The sequence below is a fragment of the Aminobacter ciceronei genome, from assembly GCF_014138625.1.
Classification (GTDB): Bacteria; Pseudomonadota; Alphaproteobacteria; order Rhizobiales; family Rhizobiaceae; genus Aminobacter; species Aminobacter ciceronei.
Genome location: NZ_JACJHY010000008.1, coordinates 177,398 through 194,720 on the forward strand (window position 1 = coordinate 177,398; position 17,323 = coordinate 194,720).

Sequence of the window (17,323 nt, forward strand, 5' to 3'; positions counted from 1 at the left end):
ACAGCGTCAGTGAGCCACCGGTTTCGGCGCCAGCATGCCGCCGGCATAGCCGAACAGCGCGCCGACGCAGAGCGGCCCGAACAGCGCCGGGTCGACGATGAACAGCATGATCAGCACCGCCGCGATCGGTCGGCCGAGGCCCGCCGCGGTGGCGGCTCCCATGCCCGCCGCGATCGCCACCGACACCTCCATGCCGGGTATCACGGCAAGCGCTGCCGCCCCTGCGGCGGCACCGGCGAAAATGAGCGGGAACATTGCCCCGCCGAGCCAGCCGGTCGACAGGCAGATGCTCAGTGCCAGCACCTTGAGCACACCAAGTAGGAGCAACACCGCCATGCCGACGCCGCCCGCCCAGGCCAGCATCGGCTCGATTTCATGGTGTCCTGAAAACCTGAGGATCGGGAACGCCATGGCGAGCAGGCCGAACATGGCTCCGCCGATGACCGGCTGCCAGAAGGGCCAGGGCGCGCGGATCTCGACCGCGCGCTTGAGCATCGGATGCAGGAACAGGAAGGCCATGCCGACGGCGGCGCCGAGGATCGCCGGAACGATTGCCATCAACAGGTCGGTACCGTCGCCTGCAGGCGCATAGGCCGGCAGCGCGAGGCGGTGCAGACCGCCGTCGAACAGCAGACGGCCGGCAAGCAGGAAGCCGAGCAGGCCGCAAAGGGCGGCGAGCAGGAGCAGGGCGCGCGGTGCCTGTGGCTTGTCGTCGGCGTAGGCAGCTCCGCCAAGAGGCGAGCCGAACAGGCCAGAGAGCGCGCCGGAGACACCTGCCTCGCCGATCACACGCTGGTCGGCATGGCTGCGGCCAAGCACGATGGCAATTGCCGCGGTCATTTCGGCAACCACGGCCAGCAGCCCGGCCTCCGGCCCGATGGCGCCACCGAAGCCGACCGCGACGATTGCCGCAAGCGCGATGAACAGTGCCTTGCGCCTGTGCAGATGGACCGGATCCTGCGCTTCGGCGATCTGCTGGTCGAGGTCGGGGCTGGGGCCGTGCAGCCGGGTCAGGCCGATCAGCGCACCGCCGGCGACAGTCACCAGCGGAATGTACCAGATGGCATCGCTGATCGACCAGACCGCATGGCTGACCTGCTGCATCAGCCACAGCGTCAGCGCCGCTGATATGCCGGCGAGCAGGCCGACACCGGCGGCCAGCAGCACCAACCTGATCACCTGCCGATTGCTCATGCCTGGCCCCTCTCCGTCATATGCGGTCCTTGCTAAAGAAGCCATTCGATCGGCAGCCAGCCGAACACCGTCACCATAAGCCGTTTGAGCGCCGAGGCGTTCGGTTCGTCGTGGACGGTGACAACGGGCTTGCCGGGTTCGTTCTTCGACCATTGCATGCCGTCATCCGGGCCAAGCGAGACCCTGTAGGATCCCTCGGCGACTTTGGTATCAAAACCTTGCGACATCGCCTTGGCGATGGTCGGGCTGCCGATCAGGAAGCCCATCTCGCAATTGAGCAGGGCCGAGCGCGGGTCGAAATTGAACGAGCCGATGAAGACCCGGTCGCCATCGGCGGCGAAGGTCTTGGCGTGCAGGCTGGAGCCGGAGGAACCTGTGAGGTTGAGTTCCTCTTCGCCCCGGACGGCATCGGCCATCGGCTTGAGCTCGAACAGCTCGATGCCGTCTTCCAGCATCTCACGGCGATATTTCGAATAGCCGGCATGGACCATCGCAACATCCGTGGTCTCGAGCGCATTGGTCAGGATCCGCACCTTGGCACCGCCCTTCACCAGATCGGCGAAGTAGTCGACGCCAGGTTTGCCCGGCACGAAATAGGCGGAAACCAGGTCGAGGCCCTGCCGCACCGGCCCGACCACCTGGGCAAGCCGGCTGATCATCAGGTGGTCCTTGCTTGCCTTGCCTTCTCCCTTGATCGGGTCGTCGACCACCAGCTTGACGTCGACCCATTCGAGGCCAAGCCCACCGCTGCGCAACCTGTTGTAGGCCGGCGCATCCGGCCGGACGAAATCGGCTGCGGCAGGGCGCTTCGCAGCCTCGTCGGTGCCCTGGACGAACGCCTCCAGCGTGCCGGCGGACGGATCGACGATCTTGTCGGCGGCAAACACAGACGCGCTGTTCCAGTAGAGGTCGAAAGCCGTCGACGTGTCCTGGACCACGGCACCGGCGCCCAGCACGTCAAGGTCGAGATAATAGGTGCCGTCGCCGACCTTGAAATACTCGTCGCCGATGTTGCGCCCACCGACGATGGCGGCGAGGCCGTCGACGATGAACGACTTGTTGTGCATGCGCCGGTTCATGCGGAAGAAGTCGAAGGAATAGCCAAGCAGCTTGGGCGAGCGGATCATCGAGGGATTGAACAGGCGGATGTCGAAATTGGGCTGCGCGTCGAGGGCTGCCACTGTCGGGTCGAGGCCAGGAATGCCGTTGTCGTCGAGCAGCAACCTGATGCGGACGCCGCGCTTTGACGCCTCGTAGAGCGCCCGGAGCAGCAGCCGGCCGGAGGTGTCGTCGTGCCAGATATAGTACTGCACGTCGATCGAACGCTGAGCGATGCCGGCGAGGAACAGCCGGCTGGCAATGGCGTCGTGACCGGCGGCGATCGGCACGACGCCGCTCTTGCCGGGATTTTCGGCGCTGCCTTGCGCGACCATCGTGGCAAGTGCGCCCTCGGTGACCGGCGGCAGGGCCGTCTCGACGGGCCTGCCCTTGATCGACGGCAACGGGAAGATCATACGGGCAACAAGGATGGCTACGGCTGCAGCCAGGAGCAGGACAAGGACTGCCTTGATCATTCTCATTCGGCCAGTCCCTCGCCTGGTAGCAGGATCATGCGCGCATCACACAGACATCCCCGCCAGTTAAAGCGCGCGCATGCACCCGATGACAAGCCGCGGTTGCAATGAAGCGGCATGACAGGCCGCGCAAACGGGATTCGTCACAGGGCGAAGACTGTTACCCGGATGGGTGCGGAGTTTCGGCTCAGACTTGCGGAGCCGTCCCGAAGCGCGGCGACGAATTACGGATCGGGATGCACAGCGGACGCTGATGCACCGGATCCTCGATGACGCGGCAGCTGATACCGAACACATTCTCGATCAGCGCTTCCTGCATCAACTCTGCCGGCGCACCATCGGCGACCAGACCGCCTTCTTTCATGAACACCAGACGGTCGGCGTAGCGCGCTGCGAGATTGAGGTCGTGCAGCACCAGGACCACGGTGCGGCCATGCTCGCGGTTGAGGCGGCTGACGAGATCGAGGCAGTCGATCTGATGGGCCATGTCGAGATGGTTGACCGGCTCGTCGAGGCAGATGATGTCGGTTTCCTGCGCCAGCACCATGGCGATCCAGACACGCTGCAACTGACCGCCCGACAGCGAGCCCAGCCGCCGCTCGGCAAGATGCGAAACGCCGGTGCCGAACATCGCCGCCTGGATGGCGTCGGAATCGGCAGCACTCCACGGCTGCAGCATGGTCTGGTGCGGATAGCGGCCGAGCCGGACGAGTTCCTCGACACTCATGTCGTCGGGGGCCGACGGGCTCTGCGCCAGAAGGCCGATATGGCGCGCCAGCTCCTTTTCCTTGAGGCCTGATATTGGCAGGTCACCGAGCCGGATCTCACCCGATTTCGGCTGGTGGAGCCGGCGGATGGCGCGCAGCAAGGTCGACTTGCCGCAGCCGTTGGGCCCGGCGAGCACTGTGACCTTGCCCCTGGCAATGTCGAGGTCGACGGCGCTGACCGCTGTCGCCGCCCCATAAGCGATGGTGAGCGCCTGGACGCTGATGGCCTTATCCATTGGTGCTTCCCCTGCGCAGCACGAGGTAGAGGAAATAGGGCGTGCCGATCACCGCCGTCACGGTGCCGGCGGGCACCTCGGTCGGCGCGAACAGCACGCGTACGATGAGATCGGCGCCGATCAGCATGATGGCGCCCAACAGGAAGCTGGCGGCGATGCCGGCAAGCACCGGGCGTCCGATGATCAGCCGCGCCAGGTGCGGCGCCATCAGGCCGATGAAGCCGACGCCGCCGGCGAAGGCGACGGCAAGCGCGGTCAAGGCGGAGGCCAGTGCGAAGACCAGGATACGGAACACCGGCAGGTTGAGGCCGAGTCCGCGCGCCGAGACCTCGTCGAGGTCGGTCGGCGGCAGCCGCCGCGCCACCGCGACGACGCCGACCATGGCGATGGCGAGCCCGATGGCCACTACCTGGACCTCGCCCCAGTTGATCTCGTTGACCGCACCGGCAAGCCAGCGGCTGGCCTGGGTGGTGCGGTAGATCGGCCCGACGATCATCAGGATCAAAGTCGCGGCTTTGCAGACAGCGCCTACGGCGATACCGAACAGGAGCAGCCGCACCGCCGACGAGGCCTGCTGGCCGGAGAGCAGGAACACCGCCGCGATAGCCAGGCTTGCGCCGATCATCGCCGCCACCGGCTGCCAGACGATCGAGGTGACGAGCGAATTGCTCTCGTCCGAGAGCAGCGCGAGGAAGATGACCACGCCCAGTCCGGCACCGCCGATGACGCCGAGCACGCCTGGTGAAGCCAGTTCGTTGCGCGTCACCTTCTGCAGCAGATAGCCGGATACCGCCATGGCGCCGCCGGCGAGCGCGGCAATGGCGACGCGCGGCGCGCGCAACTGCAACACCACGACACGCTCGCCGCGCGTGCCCTCGCCCATCAGGATCTCGACGATGCGACGCGGATCGATCCAGGTCGAACCGAAGCCGATGCCGCACAACGCAAGCACGACTGTGACGACCGCAATGATTGCGACGAATATCCAGGCGCGGCGATTGACGCGGGCCAATGCCGGCGACAGGCGTGGAGCGACAACACTCATGCCGCGCGCCTTCTGAGCAGGACAAGAAGCAGGCAGCCGCCGACGATCGCGGTGACCGCGCCAACGGGTGCCTCGCGCGGAAAGATGACGAAACGGGCGACGATGTCGGCAAGCGTCGTGTAGACCGCGCCGACAAGAGCTGCTGCCACGATTTGAAGACGATGCTCGAGGCCGACAAGCGCGCGCGCCGCATGCGGCACGACGAGGCCGACAAACAGGACCGGCCCGGCCATGGCCACCGAGGCGCCACTGAGCAAGGCAACCGCAACGAAGCTCAGCCCGCGCACGGCGCCGAGCGGCACGCCGAGCCCGCGCGCCGTGGAATCGTCGGTCTGCAGGATGTCGAGCGAACGGGTGAGGTAGAAGGCGATGCCGCCACCGATCAGCACGAAGGGCAGGCCGTTGAGCCCCAGGCTGAGCTTGCGGTCGGCGAATGAGCCGGCGAGCCAGAACAAGAGCTGGTCGAGCATCGTCTCGTTGACCGTCAGCACGACGTTGACGAAGCTGTCGAACAGGCCGGCGAAGGTGACGCCGACGAGCACGATCCTGAGCGGCGAGATGCCGCCGGCGGCGGCAGCGAGACCAAAGACCAGCAGGCTGGTGGCCAGCGCACCCGCGGCGGCGGCCATCGACAAGCCAGGCAAGGATGCGACGCCGAACAGCCCGCTTGCCATGACCACGGCGAAAGCGGCACCGGCATTGAGACCGAGCGTGTCGGGCGAAGCGATGCGGTTGCGCGACAGGGTCTGGACCAGCACGCCTGATATGCCGAGGGCTGCGCCGACAAGCGGCGCCATCAGCGCACGCGGCAGACGGAGATCGCGGATCACGACATGCGCCTCGCTGCCGTCGAAGGCGGTCACTGCGCGCCAGATCTCGCCGGGCGAATAGAGGCGATAGCCGATCGCCAGGCTGAGATACATCAGGATCAGCAGCATCGCCGCAAGCCCTGAGAACAGCGCGCGCCGACCGATGCGCTGATGCACTCGGATGCTCGTGTTCGACGAAGCGAGGGGCACGCGGCAGCCTTAATATGAGCTTGACAGTCAGGGTTTGTTCTGACCCTTTGCCAAACCTTCTTGCCCCCGTCAAGTTTGGAGCCATGACCATGAAGCTCATCGCCAAAGCCGCACTCGGCCTCGCACTGGCCGCTTTCGCCGCCAGTTCCGCCTTCGCCCACGAAGTGAAACACGCCATGGGCGTGACCGACGTGCCCGAGAATCCGCAGCGCATCGTGGTGCTGACCAACGAAGGCACCGAAGCCGTGCTGTCGCTGGGCTTCAAGCCTTTCGGCGCCGTGCGCTCCTGGACCGGCTCGCCCTGGTACAGGCACATCGTCGAAAAGATGGACGGCGTCGAGGTTGTCGGCGAGGAATCAGCCGTCAATCTCGAGCTCATCGCCAGCCTTCAGCCGGACCTGATCCTCGGCAACAAGACGCGCCAGGAAAAGATCTACGATCAGCTATCGGCGATCGCGCCCACCGTCATGTCCGAACGCCTGCGCGGCGACTGGAAGGTGAACTTCGCCCTTTATGCCGACGCGCTCGGCAAGAAGGCCGAAGGCGAGGAACAACTCAAGGCCTTCGACGACAAGGCGACCAAGCTCGGCGAGGCACTCGGCGACAAAAAGGCCGAGAAGGTGTCGTTGATCCGCTTCATGCCGGGCCTGACCCGCATCTACTACAAGGACACCTTTCCCGGCATGATCTTCAGCCAGATCGGCATCCAGCGTCCCGCCGTGCAGGACAAGCCGGGCTTCGCCGACGACGTCACCAAGGAACGCATCCCCGAATTCGACGGCGACCACCTGTTCTACTTCGTCTACGAGACCGGCAACGGCAAGGCGAGCAAACAGTCGGAAGAGTGGCTGTCCGAGCCGCTGTGGCAGAACCTGCCGGTGGTCAAGGCCGGCAAGGCCATCGCGGTGGACGATGCGGTGTGGAACACCGCAGGCGGCGTGATCGCCGCCAATCTCCTGCTCGACGACATCGCCCGCGTCTACGGCGTGACGCCGACGAAGTAACCGGCACCGGGCTTCGCGCCGCCGCGCATGATGCCCACGGCTTCTTCCCCAACGTCGAAACGCTTTGATTCCCGGCCAAGCTTGTGTAAAGCGGGGCAAGCCAAAATCCCCGCAACAGCCAGACGGGCAAAAGCCATGGAAAAATTCACCAAGCTCACGGGCGTCGCCGCCCCCCTGCCAATCGTCAATGTCGACACCGACATGATCATCCCCAAGGATTATCTCAAGACGATCAAGCGCACTGGCCTTGGCACCGGGCTTTTCGCCGAGATGCGCTACAATGAGGACGGTTCGGAGAACCCCGACTTCGTGCTCAACAAGCCGGCCTATCGCAAGGCCGAGATCCTCGTCGCCGGCGACAATTTCGGCTGCGGCTCGAGCCGCGAGCATGCGCCATGGGCGCTGCTCGACTTCGGCATCCGCTGCGTGATTTCGACGTCGTTCGCCGACATCTTCTACAACAACTGCTTCAAGAACGGCATCCTGCCGATCACCGTCAGCCAGGAAGACCTCGACAAGCTGATGGACGACGCCTCACGTGGCGCCAACGCCACCGTTTCGGTCGATCTTGAAGCCAAGGAGATCCGCGGCCCCGACGGCGGCGTGGTCACCTTCGACCTCGACGACTTCCGTCGTCACTGCCTGCTCAACGGCCTCGACGACATCGGCCTCACAATGGAGAAGGCCGCGTCGATCGACAGCTACGAAAAGAAGGTCGCCGAGAGCCGCCCCTGGGCCTGATCGCTCGGCTTCATATCTCAGAGTTTCGAAAGCCCCGTTCCGCAAGGTTCGGGGCCTTTTTTCATCTCCGGCCGGAATGCATTAGCGGCTGCGCAAATGCTGGCCCAGCCACCTGAAGCTGACAGGCCAACTGGGGCATGCCATTGTCCCGCCTCGGGATTCGGGGCATGCGCACGACAGGGCCTCGGCACATCGCTCACGCCCGGACAATGGAGCGCCGCATGAAACCATCCACCCTCTTCGCCACCGCATCGATCGCGCTTTTGCCGAACCTTGCCATCGCCCAGGACAGCGAGCCGCAGACCATTCCGTTCGAAGGCGGCAATTTCACCATCGTCGAAAACGCCGAGGGCGAGAAGGTGCTTGCCTATGAGGGCAAGGAACTGGCCAGGAACTATGTCGCCTTCCACGACCGTACGGTCGAGGTGAGCGATACCAACGTCGCCATTTTCGCGGTCGGCGACGGCGGCAACGCCTGCAGTCCCGAAACTGTACTTGCCTGGAAGACCGAGGCGGGCATCCAGTCGACGACCATCGGCGCCGGCAAATGCGATACGCCGTCGCCGGCGGTGACGGCGTACAACATCTTCTTCATCCCCTATCCGCTCCCCGGCGAGACTCTGCCGGTCACGACATGGGATCCGGAAAGCGGCCTGACAATGCACGGCAATCTCGCTTACGCGCCGCAGCCGGGCACCGACTGGTCCGATCTGACGCCGAAGACATACGAGGACGGCATCGTCGCGGCCTTCAAGAACGAGGCGGTCTACAAGGCTGCTCAGCAACTGCTCGGCGACGACTTGCCTGGCTTCGCCACCAGCCTGCTGATCAATGGCGGCACGGAACCGTTGCCGTCAGGGGCCTTCTACGCCAGCGGCTGTGTCCCGCATGCCTGCGGTGTCAGCGACGGTTTCATAGCGATCGATGCCAAGGCCAGGAAGCTTTATCTGGCACAGCAGACGGAGGCTGAGCCCAAGGCCTGGCCGGCACTGGCGACATGGCCGGCCGAGTTTAGGGACGCCCTGACCAAGGCGCTGGCAGACGAATGAGGGAGAGGTGACAATGCGCAAGCTGATTTCGACAGGATCGCCCTTCGAGAAGACCGCGGGCTACTCGCGCGCCGTGGTCCAGGGCGACTGGTGCTTCGTCTCGGGTACGACGGGTTACGACTACGCCACCATGACCATGCCCGACAGCGTGGAAGCACAGACGCGCAATTGCCTGGCGACCATCGCCAAGGCGCTTGACGACGGCGGCTTCGAAATGGCCGACGTGGTGCGCGCGCATTACTACATCACCGACCAGTCCTATGTGGATGCAGTGTTCCCGATCCTCGGCGAGACCTTCGGCGACATCCGCCCGGCGGCGACGATGATCGTCTGCCAGCTCAACAAGCCGGAGATGAAGATCGAGATCGAAGTCACTGCACTGAAGCGTCCGTGACCGCGAAGGGGGGCCGCTTGCGCATCCTATCGCTGAACGGCTGGGGCGGCAGGCTCGGCGAGGAGCTCGTCGCCTATGTCAGCAGCACGGATCCCGACCTTTTCTGCCTCCAGGAGGCGACCAGAACGCCCGCGGCGACGTCGCCGTGGCTGGTCTATCGCGACGGCGGCGGCGAGCTGTTGCAACGGGCCAACCTTTTTGGCGAGGTCGCCGACGCCCTGCCCGGCCACCAGGCCTTTTTCTGCCCAGCCGCGCGCGGCCCGCTCTATGACAGCGACCGGACGCTGCGGTCGGAATGGGGGCTGGCGACCTTCGTCAGGCGCTCGCTGCCGATCATCGGGCAGTTACAGGACTTCATCCACGGCGCCTTCTCGGCCGACGACTTCGGCGAGCACCCGCGCTCGCGCAACGCCCACGCGGTAAGACTGCATGACTATGTGACCGGCAACGCTGTTCTCGTCGCCCATCTCCACGGCCTGCGCGAACTCGACGGCAAGGGCGACACCCCGGCCCGCGACGCGCAGACTGCAAGGCTTGTCGAGCTGATCGGCAGGATCCGCCGCAAGGGCGACCGCCTCGTCGTCTGCGGCGACTTCAACGTGCTGCCGGAGAGCCGGATGCTCGCCGAACTACGCAGCATCGGGCTGACGGATCTGGTGACACAGGGCGGCTTCACCGACACCCGCACCTCGCACTACCTGAAAGCGCCACGCTTCGCCGACTACATGCTGGTCAGCGACAACGTCGATGTGCGCAACTTCGAGGTCGTGGGCCAGCCCGAAGTCTCCGACCACCGCGCCCTGCTTCTGGAGATCGGCTAGATGATCCGGATAGGAATCCGGTCAAACAGGCGCCGGCGGAGCCATTTGCGCGCTCTGGAGCGTCCTTTCCTGCTTGCACCGGCGCCCCTCCAAGGCTAGCAAGACCGCGGTTCACGCATCTTTCGGAAAGGCTTTCCATGGCGACGCGCAATCTTCTTCTCCTGCCCGGCGACGGCATCGGCCCCGAGGCCATGGCCGAGGTCCGCAAGCTGATCACCGCAATGAACGAGAAACTCGGCAGCGGCTTCACCACCGAGGAGGGTCTCGTCGGCGGCTCGGCCTATGACGCGCATGGCCAGGCGATCTCGGATGCCGACATGGCCAAGGCGATGGCGGCGGACGCGGTGCTGTTCGGCGCAGTCGGCGGCCCGAAGTGGGATGCCGTGCCTTACGAGGTGCGCCCCGAGGCCGGCCTGCTGCGCCTGCGCAAGGACATGGAGCTGTTCGCCAACCTGCGTCCGGCGATCTGCTACCCGGCGCTCGCCTCGTCGTCTTCGCTGCGCCAGGAAGTTGTCGAGGGCCTCGACATCCTGATCGTGCGCGAGCTGACCGGCGGCGTCTATTTCGGCGAACCCAAGCAGATCATCGACCTCGGCAACGGCCAGAAGCGCGGCATCGATACCCAGGTCTACGACACCTTCGAGATCGAGCGCATCTCGGGCGTCGCATTCGAACTCGCCCGCACGCGCCAGAACCGCGTGACGTCGATGGAAAAGCGCAACGTCATGAAGTCGGGCGTCTTGTGGAACGAGGTGGTGACCGCCACCCACAAGGCCAAGTATTCCGACGTCAAGCTCGACCACATGCTGGCCGATGCCGGCGGCATGCAGCTTGTGCGCTGGCCCAAGCAGTTCGACGTCATCGTCACCGACAATCTGTTCGGCGACATGCTGTCGGACGTCGCAGCCATGCTGACCGGCTCGCTCGGCATGCTGCCTTCCGCCTCGCTCGGCGCGCCGGACGCACTGACCGGCAAGCGCAAGGCCCTCTACGAGCCCGTGCACGGCTCGGCCCCCGACATCGCCGGCAAGGGCATCGCCAACCCGATCGCCATGATCGCGTCGTTTGCCATGTGCCTGCGCTACTCGTTCAACATGGTGGCCGAGGCCGACCGCCTCGAGGCGGCGATCGCCGCCGTGCTGGAAGACGGCCTGCGCACCAAGGACATCATGTCCGAAGGCAAGACCGAGGTCGGCACGACCCAGATGGGCGACGCCATCATCACGAAGTTCTTCGCCTGATACCAGGTCGAAGAAACCAAAACGGCGCCCACGCGGCGCCGTTTTCTTTTGCGCTTCTGAAGTTGCCCTATCCGACAGGGACGTAAGGCGGCGGAACGTTCACCCCAACCGGCACCGGGCCCCATTTGTTGTCGTGCTTCTGGGACGGAATCAAAGTGAACACGAAGATGATCAGGCTGCCGACATAAGGCAGCAGGATCAGCAGATAGAACCATCCCGACAGACCGAGGTCATGAATACGGCGGATGGTGACGGCGATGCTGGGCAACAGCGTTGCCAGGATGAACAAGCCTGGCAGCACGAAACCGACAATCGGTTCCGCATCGAGATTGCCAAGTGCGCCATCGATACCGAAGCCGATCGCTGCCAGCGCGACAGCGGAAAGCGTCCAGAACAGATAGTAGCCCCAATATTCCTTACGCCGGGCGCGGGCGCGGAAGTTCACATAGTCGGTGGTCAGCGCGCGCCGGAAATACGACCACAGCCCGGTCGTTGCGACCACGCCGCTGTAGGCGGCTCCCTCCTGATCGGATCCGCGGCGGCCGAACTGGGGTACCGATGTTGCGGCAGCGGGCGCCGCAGCAGCCATTTGCGCAGCGCCGACCTGGGCGTGGATTACAAACACGTCACGGGCCTGACTGCCGCTCGGTTGAAACTCGATCTCGGTGCCCTTGCCCGGAATCGCCGTGCCCCTCAAATCCTCGCGGGCAAAGGTGTAGCGGTTGCCGTCGACCGCGGCGGCGAAGCCGAAACCCTGAGCCTGATCGTAATGCAGTACTTCGCCGCGCATCTGTCGCCTCGTGAATTGCCAACCAGACAGTGTTCCAACTTGCCCTGGGCCGCAAGCTCCAGGGGTAGCCGGCGCAGGTCATCGAGCTCGCCGCCAAACGTTGCCCTCACGCAACGCTCGCGGCGCGTTGATTAGCCGGTAACCATATGTTGACTGTGAAATGTTCAACTCGTGTTACCCTTTCGATAGGCAAAGGGCATGGGGTAAGGAACTGTGATTCGGGTCGATAGACCTCGAGATCCATCGTCGAACAGATGGCGTCGCGGCGCCGCCAGGCCGCCTCCCCTGACGCCGGTTTCCACGATGCGAAGCTTCTGGGGCCTGATGCGGGCCTACTGGTTCTCGGATCGCTGGAAGGAAGCCTGGGGGCTGACGCTGGTGATCGCGCTCCTCACCGCACTTTCCAGCAAGGCCAGCGTCTGGATGGCCGAGGCTTCAGGCGAATTGGTCAATTCGATCGCCTTCTTCCATGACCCGGCCAACATGGCGCCCCTGGCGTCGCTGCTGACCAGTGCCGGCACATTGCTTCTTCTCGTCGTCATCAAGGATGCAGGCTTCATCGGCATCCGGCACCTTTTCTCCACCACTTTGCATCGCAAATGGCGCGGCTGGCTGAACAACCGCTTCAACGCCGCCTTGCTCGACGCCAACCACACCCATTTCCACGTGCAGCACAACGCAAGCGCCGGCGACGGCCCGGGCACGGCGCCCGACAACATCGACCAACGCGTCCAGGATTCGATCAAGGGCATGACCGGCGGTGCCATCGGCCTCGCCATGGGTGTGATGGGCGTCACCACCTCATTGTTCTTCGTCGGGCAGAAGCTGCTCGAAACCTCGACCATCGTTCCTGGCCTTGAATTTCTCGGCCCCTATGGCAGCGTCATCCTGGCCTTTGCCGCCGTTGCCGCCTACGTGCCGCTCAACACCTATATTGCCATGAAGCTCGGCGGCATGATGGAGCGTCTCAGCATCCGCATGCAGCAGGCCGAGGGCAGCTATCGCGGCGAGCTGACGGTGCTTTTGCGGCGCAGCTTCCATGTCGCGGCATCGCACGGCGAAAACGTGCAGCGCTCGATGCATGACCGCCTCTACGTCGACATCGACAAGACCTGGTCGCGCCTCAACATCGTCAATGCCGGCTACATGTCGTTCGAGTCGATCTATGGCTTCATCGCCGCGCGCATCGTCGCCTATGGGCCGGGGCTGGTGCCCTACATGCACGGCCACATCAACCTGAAGGGCTACATAACAGGCGCCGAACTGGTGAACTCGCTGATCAGCCAGTGCTCGTGGTTCATCCAGGTGATGCCGGCGATCGCCACGCTCAGAGCCAACAGCGAACGTGTCACCGATCTCGCCAAGGCGATTGAGAACGTGCAGCGGCCGCCGTCATTCTATGCCGCGACTGGAAAGTCCGAGTTCAGCTATGGCAGCCAGAACGCGCTGTTCGGCCTGACCGTCCGCAATCTCGAACTGATGCACCAGGGTGTTGAAGCCAGCCCCTTCCTGACCGTCACCAACCTGCGCTTCCGCCGCGGCGAATGGACCTTCGTGTCGGGCCAGTCCGGCTGCGGCAAGACCTCTTTGGTCAAGGCGATCAACGGACTGTGGCCATATGGCCGCGGCTCCATCGACTTTCCCGACGGCATCAGGTCGTTCTATGCCACCCAGGACGTCAAGCTGCCACAGGTTTCGCTCAAGCAGCTGGTCTGCCTGCCCGACCACCCAGGCAACCATTCCGAGGCGAAGGTGGCGGTGGCCATGCACAAGGCCGGCCTTGGCGACCTGATCGATCATCTCGACGACGAAACCCGCCAGGGCAAGAGCTGGGATCAGCTGCTGTCGGGCGGCCAGAAGCAGAAACTGGTCGCGGCCCGCATCCTGCTGTTGCAGCCGGGGCTTTTGTTCCTCGACGAGGCGACCGCTGCCCTCGATCTCGAGGCCAAGATCGCCTTTCATCAGGTGATCAAGGACAATTGCCCCGATGTCACCGTCATCAGCGTCATGCATGAGGCCGTGCCGCCAAAATCGGCGCAAGGCGTCGAGTTCTACGACAGCATCCTCAGCATTTCAGACGGCATCGGATCGAAGAAGGCACTGGCCAGCCTGCCGGCCGAACTCACCACGCTTTTGTCCCAGCCGCAGCAGCCGGAGGAAGAATGGCCGCCGCTCAGGTTCCCGCGCGTCAAGCTGAAGGAGAAGTAGAACGCGCTCGCGTTACAGGAAGCCGATGAAGCGGCCGCACAACAGGACCGTGCACCAAATCACCACCGACATCACAGCAAGCGGGCGCCGCAACGAAGACCATCGACGCTGCTTGTCGCTTTCGATCGCAGCGAACAGGGCAAAGGTTGCACCTGCCAAGGCGATAAGCCCCATCTTGCCGAGGAAGACCGGCATTCCGGCATAATACGACGCCCGCACGGAAAACAGGGCGAGGCCGCTCAGCACGGCGAGGCAGAAGGCCATCAATGCCAGCCGCCGCAGCAACATGACAAAGGGGCGTTCCGGCAGGCTGCCGAAGGCGCCGAGGATGCGCAGATCGAGAAGCGCGACCGACGTCAGCAAAGCGCCTATCGCGGCAATGTGCACTGCGTTGACGACCGGATAGGCGACAAACGAGGTCTTCAGTTGCCTGACCAAATCCCATTGTTCGACTGCCTGCAGGGGCTCCACCCGTACAATCCCGGTCAGCTCGGCGGCACGCGGTCCGCATAGACGTCATAGGTCTTGCCGTTGATGATGATCCGGACGGCTTTCATGCGCTTTTCGGTTTCGTCGCGCGAGCGGTTGCCGATGGCGACGACCTCGTCACCCTTCTTGGCGACCTCATCGGTGAAACCGGCGGCAATGGTCCGCGCCGGCGGCGCCAGCTCCACGCGCCACAGCTCGCCTTCGACGTCTACGTCGAGCGTCGCATGCGGGTTGCCGATATAGATGTCGGCGATCACGCCCTTGAGCTCGAAGAAGCCGTCCTGGGTCCAGGACCAGCCGTGATGAGCAAGTGCCGGCAGCGCAAACAACGCAGCCACGGCAAGGGTCGCGGCGAGGGAGATGCTTTTCGGCAGGACTTCCATCTGGGGTTCCTCCGTCAATCGATCCGAGCAGAAGCCTAGGTGGCAAGCGACAAAGGTCAAATCACATCAGCCGGAGCCCACCGGTCCCCGATTGACTCTCCATACAAACCGGATAAAAGCGGCGGCGAACAGGGATCCCTCCGATGCGCGGCCTCTTGATGGCGCTTTTCGCATTCGACTTTCCCGGCCACGACAGAGATCGTGCCGGGCGCGGAGCCGTTTCCCTGCTTTCGACCAAAACCATGGCCAAAACCACCACCACCAAAATGGTGTGATTTCCCTTGGCCTGCTCACCCTCTCCCGGGTCCGGCCCGGGGGATGAAGCCCGCAACGGCCAGCGGGTTTTCTCCAAAAAGCGAGCGGAGAGGGACAGGAGATTTTCGATATGGGATTCAAGGTTGCAGTCGTCGGCGCCACGGGCAATGTCGGCCGGGAAATGCTCAACATCCTCGAGGAACGCGGCTTTCCGGTCGATGAGGTCGTGGCGCTTGCCTCGCGCCGTTCGCTCGGCACCGAGGTTTCGTTCGGCGACAAGACGCTGAAGGTCAAGGTTCTCGACACCTACGACTTTTCCGACACCGACATCTGCATCATGTCGGCCGGCGGCAACATCTCCAAGGAATGGTCTCCGAAGATCGGCAAGCAGGGCTGTGTCGTCATCGATAACTCGTCGGCCTTCCGTTACGACCAGGACGTGCCGCTGATCGTTCCGGAAGTGAACCCAGACGCGATCTCCGGCTTCACCAAGAAGAACATCATCGCCAACCCGAACTGCTCGACTGCCCAGCTGGTTGTGGCGCTGAAGCCACTGCATGATGCCGCGACCATCAAGCGCATTGTCGTTGCCACCTACCAGTCCGTTTCCGGCGCCGGCAAGGAAGGCATGGACGAGCTGTTCACCCAGACGCGCGCCGTCTTCGTCGCCGACCCGGTCGAAGCCAAGAAGTTCACCAAGCGCATCGCCTTCAACGTCATTCCGCACATCGACGTCTTCATGGAAGACGGCTCGACCAAGGAAGAGTGGAAGATGGTCGCCGAGACCAAGAAGATGCTCGATCCCAAGATCAAGCTGAGCGCCACCTGCGTGCGCGTGCCGGTGTTCATCGGCCACTCGGAAGCCGTCAACATCGAGTTCGACAAGCCGATCACCGCCGATGAGGCACGCGATATCCTGCGCGAGGCGCCAGGCTGCCTGGTCATCGACAAGCGCGAGGACGGCGGCTACGCCACCCCGCTCGACTCGGCCGGCGAAGACGCGACCTACATCTCGCGCATCCGTGAGGACCAGACCGTCGACAACGGCCTGTCGATGTGGATCGTCTCCGACAATCTGCGCAAGGGTGCTGCCCTCAACGCCGTCCAGATCGCCGAGCTTCTTGTCGAGCGCGGCCTGATCTCGCCGAAGAAGAAGGCGGCCTGACACCAATGCCCGATGTCGTGCTGCGTCCGGCCGAGGCCGAAGACGCACACGACATCGCCCGCATCCTGAGGGCAGCACTCGCCGCCTTCAACTGGATGCCCCAGCTGCATACACCCGACGAAGACCTGTATTTTGTCAGGCATGTCCTCCTCGCCGAGCAGACCGTCACCGTCGCTACGATCGAGGGCAGGATTGTCGGCTTTGCCGCCACCAAGAATGAGTGGATCGAACAGCTCTATCTCCATTCCGACTGGACCGCTCGCGGCATTGGCGCCCGGCTTTTGAACCATGTGACGGCCGCAATGACTCACGTGAAACTTTTCTGCTTCGAAGCCAACGCAGGCGCGTGCCGTTTCTACGAGCGCCACGGCTTTGTTGCCGACGCCTTCGGCGACGGCTCGTCCAACGAAGAAGGCTTGCCCGACATCCTCTACGTCCGCCGCGGCATGCCGGCGGCTCGGCCACAATCCCCTCAAGGTTGATTCCGGACATTGCTACGGTAGACTGGGTCCGTCGCAGGGAGGCAGCGGGGCTGAGGTACCGGAGGCAGGACGATAGCGCGCGATAGTCTAGCCAGCGACAGCAGCCGTCAGGACGGCGTGCACCGGCCGCTGCGGATCCTGATGACAAATGCCGTGCTGACCGGGCGCAGCGGCACCGAAACGCTCGTCCGCGACACGGTGCTGGCACTGCGGCGGCGTGGCCATTCGGTAACCGCGTTTGCGCCGATCACAGGCCCTGCAGTAGCGGAAATCCGTGCCACGGGTTCGCCGGTGGCAACATCGCTGGCGGCGCTCGAAGCGCCCGACATCATTCACGGCCATCACACCGGACCAACCATCGCCGCCCTAACTGTCGTTTCCAAGAAGGTTGTTCAGTCTTTGGAACGGGCTGATGCCTCCAAGGGCCGAGTGTGGGCGTGCCAGGTTGTAGTTGGCTGCCCATTGG

At 64.1% G+C, this 17,323-nt stretch carries 19 protein-coding genes and 1 pseudogene; 11 read left to right on the forward strand and 9 right to left on the reverse strand.

What is annotated here, in order from left to right; genetic code table 11:
* Positions 1-6 precede the first annotated feature (6 nt).
* The 5 genes from HNQ95_RS10910 to HNQ95_RS10930 form a co-directional block, all read right to left on the reverse strand.
* A complete protein-coding gene (locus tag HNQ95_RS10910) occupies positions 7-1,194 on the reverse strand; it encodes a chloride channel protein (RefSeq protein ID WP_182574055.1) in 1,188 nt (395 codons plus the stop codon).
* 32 nt (positions 1,195-1,226) lie between these two features.
* A complete protein-coding gene (locus tag HNQ95_RS10915) occupies positions 1,227-2,774 on the reverse strand; it encodes a phospholipase D family protein (protein WP_246340656.1) in 1,548 nt (515 codons plus the stop codon).
* Positions 2,775-2,955: 181 nt separating this feature from the next.
* On the reverse strand, positions 2,956-3,771 hold the full coding sequence (locus HNQ95_RS10920; RefSeq protein ID WP_067955888.1) for an ABC transporter ATP-binding protein: 816 nt from the start codon (positions 3,769-3,771) through the stop codon (positions 2,956-2,958).
* Positions 3,764-4,816 (reverse strand): FecCD family ABC transporter permease, encoded by a 1,053-nt coding sequence (locus HNQ95_RS10925; protein WP_182574056.1) that lies wholly within the window; start codon positions 4,814-4,816, stop codon positions 3,764-3,766. Before HNQ95_RS10925 ends, HNQ95_RS10920 begins: the two co-directional genes overlap by 8 nt.
* A complete protein-coding gene (locus HNQ95_RS10930) occupies positions 4,813-5,802 on the reverse strand; it encodes a FecCD family ABC transporter permease (protein WP_246787019.1) in 990 nt (329 codons plus the stop codon). The genes HNQ95_RS10925 and HNQ95_RS10930 overlap by 4 nt, the downstream gene beginning before the upstream one ends.
* 116 nt (positions 5,803-5,918) lie before the next feature.
* Here HNQ95_RS10930 and HNQ95_RS10935 point away from each other — a divergent pair, with 116 nt between their 5' ends.
* Positions 5,919-6,839: an ABC transporter substrate-binding protein gene (locus tag HNQ95_RS10935; protein ID WP_312870923.1), complete on the forward strand. Its 921-nt coding sequence runs from the start codon at positions 5,919-5,921 to the stop codon at positions 6,837-6,839.
* Here HNQ95_RS10935 and HNQ95_RS10940 read toward each other — a convergent pair.
* Positions 6,815-6,976: a hypothetical protein gene (locus HNQ95_RS10940; RefSeq protein WP_154386260.1), complete on the reverse strand. Its 162-nt coding sequence runs from the start codon at positions 6,974-6,976 to the stop codon at positions 6,815-6,817. The two genes, HNQ95_RS10935 and HNQ95_RS10940, sit on opposite strands and share 25 nt — an antisense overlap.
* On the opposite strand from HNQ95_RS10940, the gene leuD reads away from it, so the two are divergent.
* The 5 genes from leuD to leuB all read left to right on the forward strand — a co-directional run bounded on the left by leuD (position 6,975) and on the right by leuB (position 11,085).
* Complete coding sequence (leuD, locus tag HNQ95_RS10945; protein ID WP_154386259.1) at positions 6,975-7,580, forward strand: 3-isopropylmalate dehydratase small subunit; 606 nt, start codon at positions 6,975-6,977, stop codon at positions 7,578-7,580. The two genes, HNQ95_RS10940 and leuD, sit on opposite strands and share 2 nt — an antisense overlap.
* 221 nt (positions 7,581-7,801) lie before the next feature.
* Complete coding sequence (locus HNQ95_RS10950) at positions 7,802-8,629, forward strand: Ivy family c-type lysozyme inhibitor (protein WP_246340658.1); 828 nt, start codon at positions 7,802-7,804, stop codon at positions 8,627-8,629.
* 13 nt (positions 8,630-8,642) lie between these two features.
* The gene (locus tag HNQ95_RS10955; protein ID WP_067955882.1) at positions 8,643-9,023 is read left to right on the forward strand and encodes a RidA family protein; all 381 of its coding nucleotides are present in this window, start codon (positions 8,643-8,645) and stop codon (positions 9,021-9,023) included.
* Between the two features lie 17 nt (positions 9,024-9,040).
* Positions 9,041-9,844: an endonuclease/exonuclease/phosphatase family protein gene (locus HNQ95_RS10960; RefSeq protein WP_182574058.1), complete on the forward strand. Its 804-nt coding sequence runs from the start codon at positions 9,041-9,043 to the stop codon at positions 9,842-9,844.
* Positions 9,845-9,981: 137 nt separating this feature from the next.
* Positions 9,982-11,085 carry a 3-isopropylmalate dehydrogenase gene (gene leuB, locus HNQ95_RS10965; protein ID WP_067955881.1) on the forward strand — a complete coding sequence of 368 codons (1,104 nt, stop codon included), beginning with the start codon at positions 9,982-9,984 and terminating at the stop codon, positions 11,083-11,085.
* 67 nt (positions 11,086-11,152) lie between these two features.
* On the opposite strand, the gene HNQ95_RS10970 is transcribed toward leuB, so the two are convergent.
* Positions 11,153-11,875 (reverse strand): DUF805 domain-containing protein, encoded by a 723-nt coding sequence (locus HNQ95_RS10970; protein ID WP_067955879.1) that lies wholly within the window; start codon positions 11,873-11,875, stop codon positions 11,153-11,155.
* 303 nt (positions 11,876-12,178) lie between these two features.
* Here HNQ95_RS10970 and HNQ95_RS10975 point away from each other — a divergent pair, with 303 nt between their 5' ends.
* The gene (locus HNQ95_RS10975) at positions 12,179-14,083 is read left to right on the forward strand and encodes an ABC transporter ATP-binding protein/permease (RefSeq protein WP_182574059.1); all 1,905 of its coding nucleotides are present in this window, start codon (positions 12,179-12,181) and stop codon (positions 14,081-14,083) included.
* A gap of 12 nt (positions 14,084-14,095) precedes the next feature.
* Here the strand turns inward: HNQ95_RS10975 and HNQ95_RS10980 are convergent, their stop codons facing one another.
* Positions 14,096-14,554, reverse strand: a complete 459-nt coding sequence (locus HNQ95_RS10980) for a hypothetical protein (RefSeq protein WP_067955875.1) — start codon at positions 14,552-14,554, stop codon at positions 14,096-14,098.
* Between the two features lie 14 nt (positions 14,555-14,568).
* Entirely contained in the window at positions 14,569-14,955 is a 387-nt protein-coding gene (locus HNQ95_RS10985) for a DUF6152 family protein (RefSeq protein ID WP_067955873.1), read from the reverse strand.
* Positions 14,956-15,098: 143 nt separating this feature from the next.
* Here HNQ95_RS10985 and HNQ95_RS33960 point away from each other — a divergent pair, with 143 nt between their 5' ends.
* From HNQ95_RS33960 to HNQ95_RS11000, 4 genes and pseudogenes are all read left to right on the forward strand, one after another.
* Positions 15,099-15,230: a hypothetical protein gene (locus HNQ95_RS33960; protein WP_256438667.1), complete on the forward strand. Its 132-nt coding sequence runs from the start codon at positions 15,099-15,101 to the stop codon at positions 15,228-15,230.
* A gap of 110 nt (positions 15,231-15,340) precedes the next feature.
* On the forward strand, positions 15,341-16,375 hold the full coding sequence (locus HNQ95_RS10990) for an aspartate-semialdehyde dehydrogenase (RefSeq protein ID WP_067955871.1): 1,035 nt from the start codon (positions 15,341-15,343) through the stop codon (positions 16,373-16,375).
* A gap of 5 nt (positions 16,376-16,380) precedes the next feature.
* The gene (locus HNQ95_RS10995; RefSeq protein WP_182574060.1) at positions 16,381-16,857 is read left to right on the forward strand and encodes a GNAT family N-acetyltransferase; all 477 of its coding nucleotides are present in this window, start codon (positions 16,381-16,383) and stop codon (positions 16,855-16,857) included.
* 141 nt (positions 16,858-16,998) lie between these two features.
* A pseudogene (locus tag HNQ95_RS11000) lies at positions 16,999-17,323 on the forward strand (glycosyltransferase family 4 protein); the annotation flags it as partial.

Coding starts and splice junctions, on each gene's coding strand:
- HNQ95_RS10910 (WP_182574055.1), bottom strand. CDS start 1,194: ATGAGCAATCGGCAGGTGATCAGGTTGGTGCTGCTGGCCGCCGGTGTC.
- HNQ95_RS10915 (WP_246340656.1), bottom strand. CDS start 2,774: ATGAGAATGATCAAGGCAGTCCTTGTCCTGCTCCTGGCTGCAGCCGTA.
- HNQ95_RS10920 (WP_067955888.1), bottom strand. CDS start 3,771: ATGGATAAGGCCATCAGCGTCCAGGCGCTCACCATCGCTTATGGGGCG.
- HNQ95_RS10925 (WP_182574056.1), bottom strand. CDS start 4,816: ATGAGTGTTGTCGCTCCACGCCTGTCGCCGGCATTGGCCCGCGTCAAT.
- HNQ95_RS10935 (WP_312870923.1), top strand. CDS start 5,919: ATGACCATGAAGCTCATCGCCAAAGCCGCACTCGGCCTCGCACTGGCC.
- leuD (WP_154386259.1), top strand. CDS start 6,975: ATGGAAAAATTCACCAAGCTCACGGGCGTCGCCGCCCCCCTGCCAATC.
- HNQ95_RS10940 (WP_154386260.1), bottom strand. CDS start 6,976: ATGGCTTTTGCCCGTCTGGCTGTTGCGGGGATTTTGGCTTGCCCCGCT.
- HNQ95_RS10950 (WP_246340658.1), top strand. CDS start 7,802: ATGAAACCATCCACCCTCTTCGCCACCGCATCGATCGCGCTTTTGCCG.
- HNQ95_RS10955 (WP_067955882.1), top strand. CDS start 8,643: ATGCGCAAGCTGATTTCGACAGGATCGCCCTTCGAGAAGACCGCGGGC.
- leuB (WP_067955881.1), top strand. CDS start 9,982: ATGGCGACGCGCAATCTTCTTCTCCTGCCCGGCGACGGCATCGGCCCC.
- HNQ95_RS10970 (WP_067955879.1), bottom strand. CDS start 11,875: ATGCGCGGCGAAGTACTGCATTACGATCAGGCTCAGGGTTTCGGCTTC.
- HNQ95_RS10975 (WP_182574059.1), top strand. CDS start 12,179: ATGCGAAGCTTCTGGGGCCTGATGCGGGCCTACTGGTTCTCGGATCGC.
- HNQ95_RS10985 (WP_067955873.1), bottom strand. CDS start 14,955: ATGGAAGTCCTGCCGAAAAGCATCTCCCTCGCCGCGACCCTTGCCGTG.
- HNQ95_RS33960 (WP_256438667.1), top strand. CDS start 15,099: ATGCGCGGCCTCTTGATGGCGCTTTTCGCATTCGACTTTCCCGGCCAC.
- HNQ95_RS10990 (WP_067955871.1), top strand. CDS start 15,341: ATGGGATTCAAGGTTGCAGTCGTCGGCGCCACGGGCAATGTCGGCCGG.
- HNQ95_RS10995 (WP_182574060.1), top strand. CDS start 16,381: ATGCCCGATGTCGTGCTGCGTCCGGCCGAGGCCGAAGACGCACACGAC.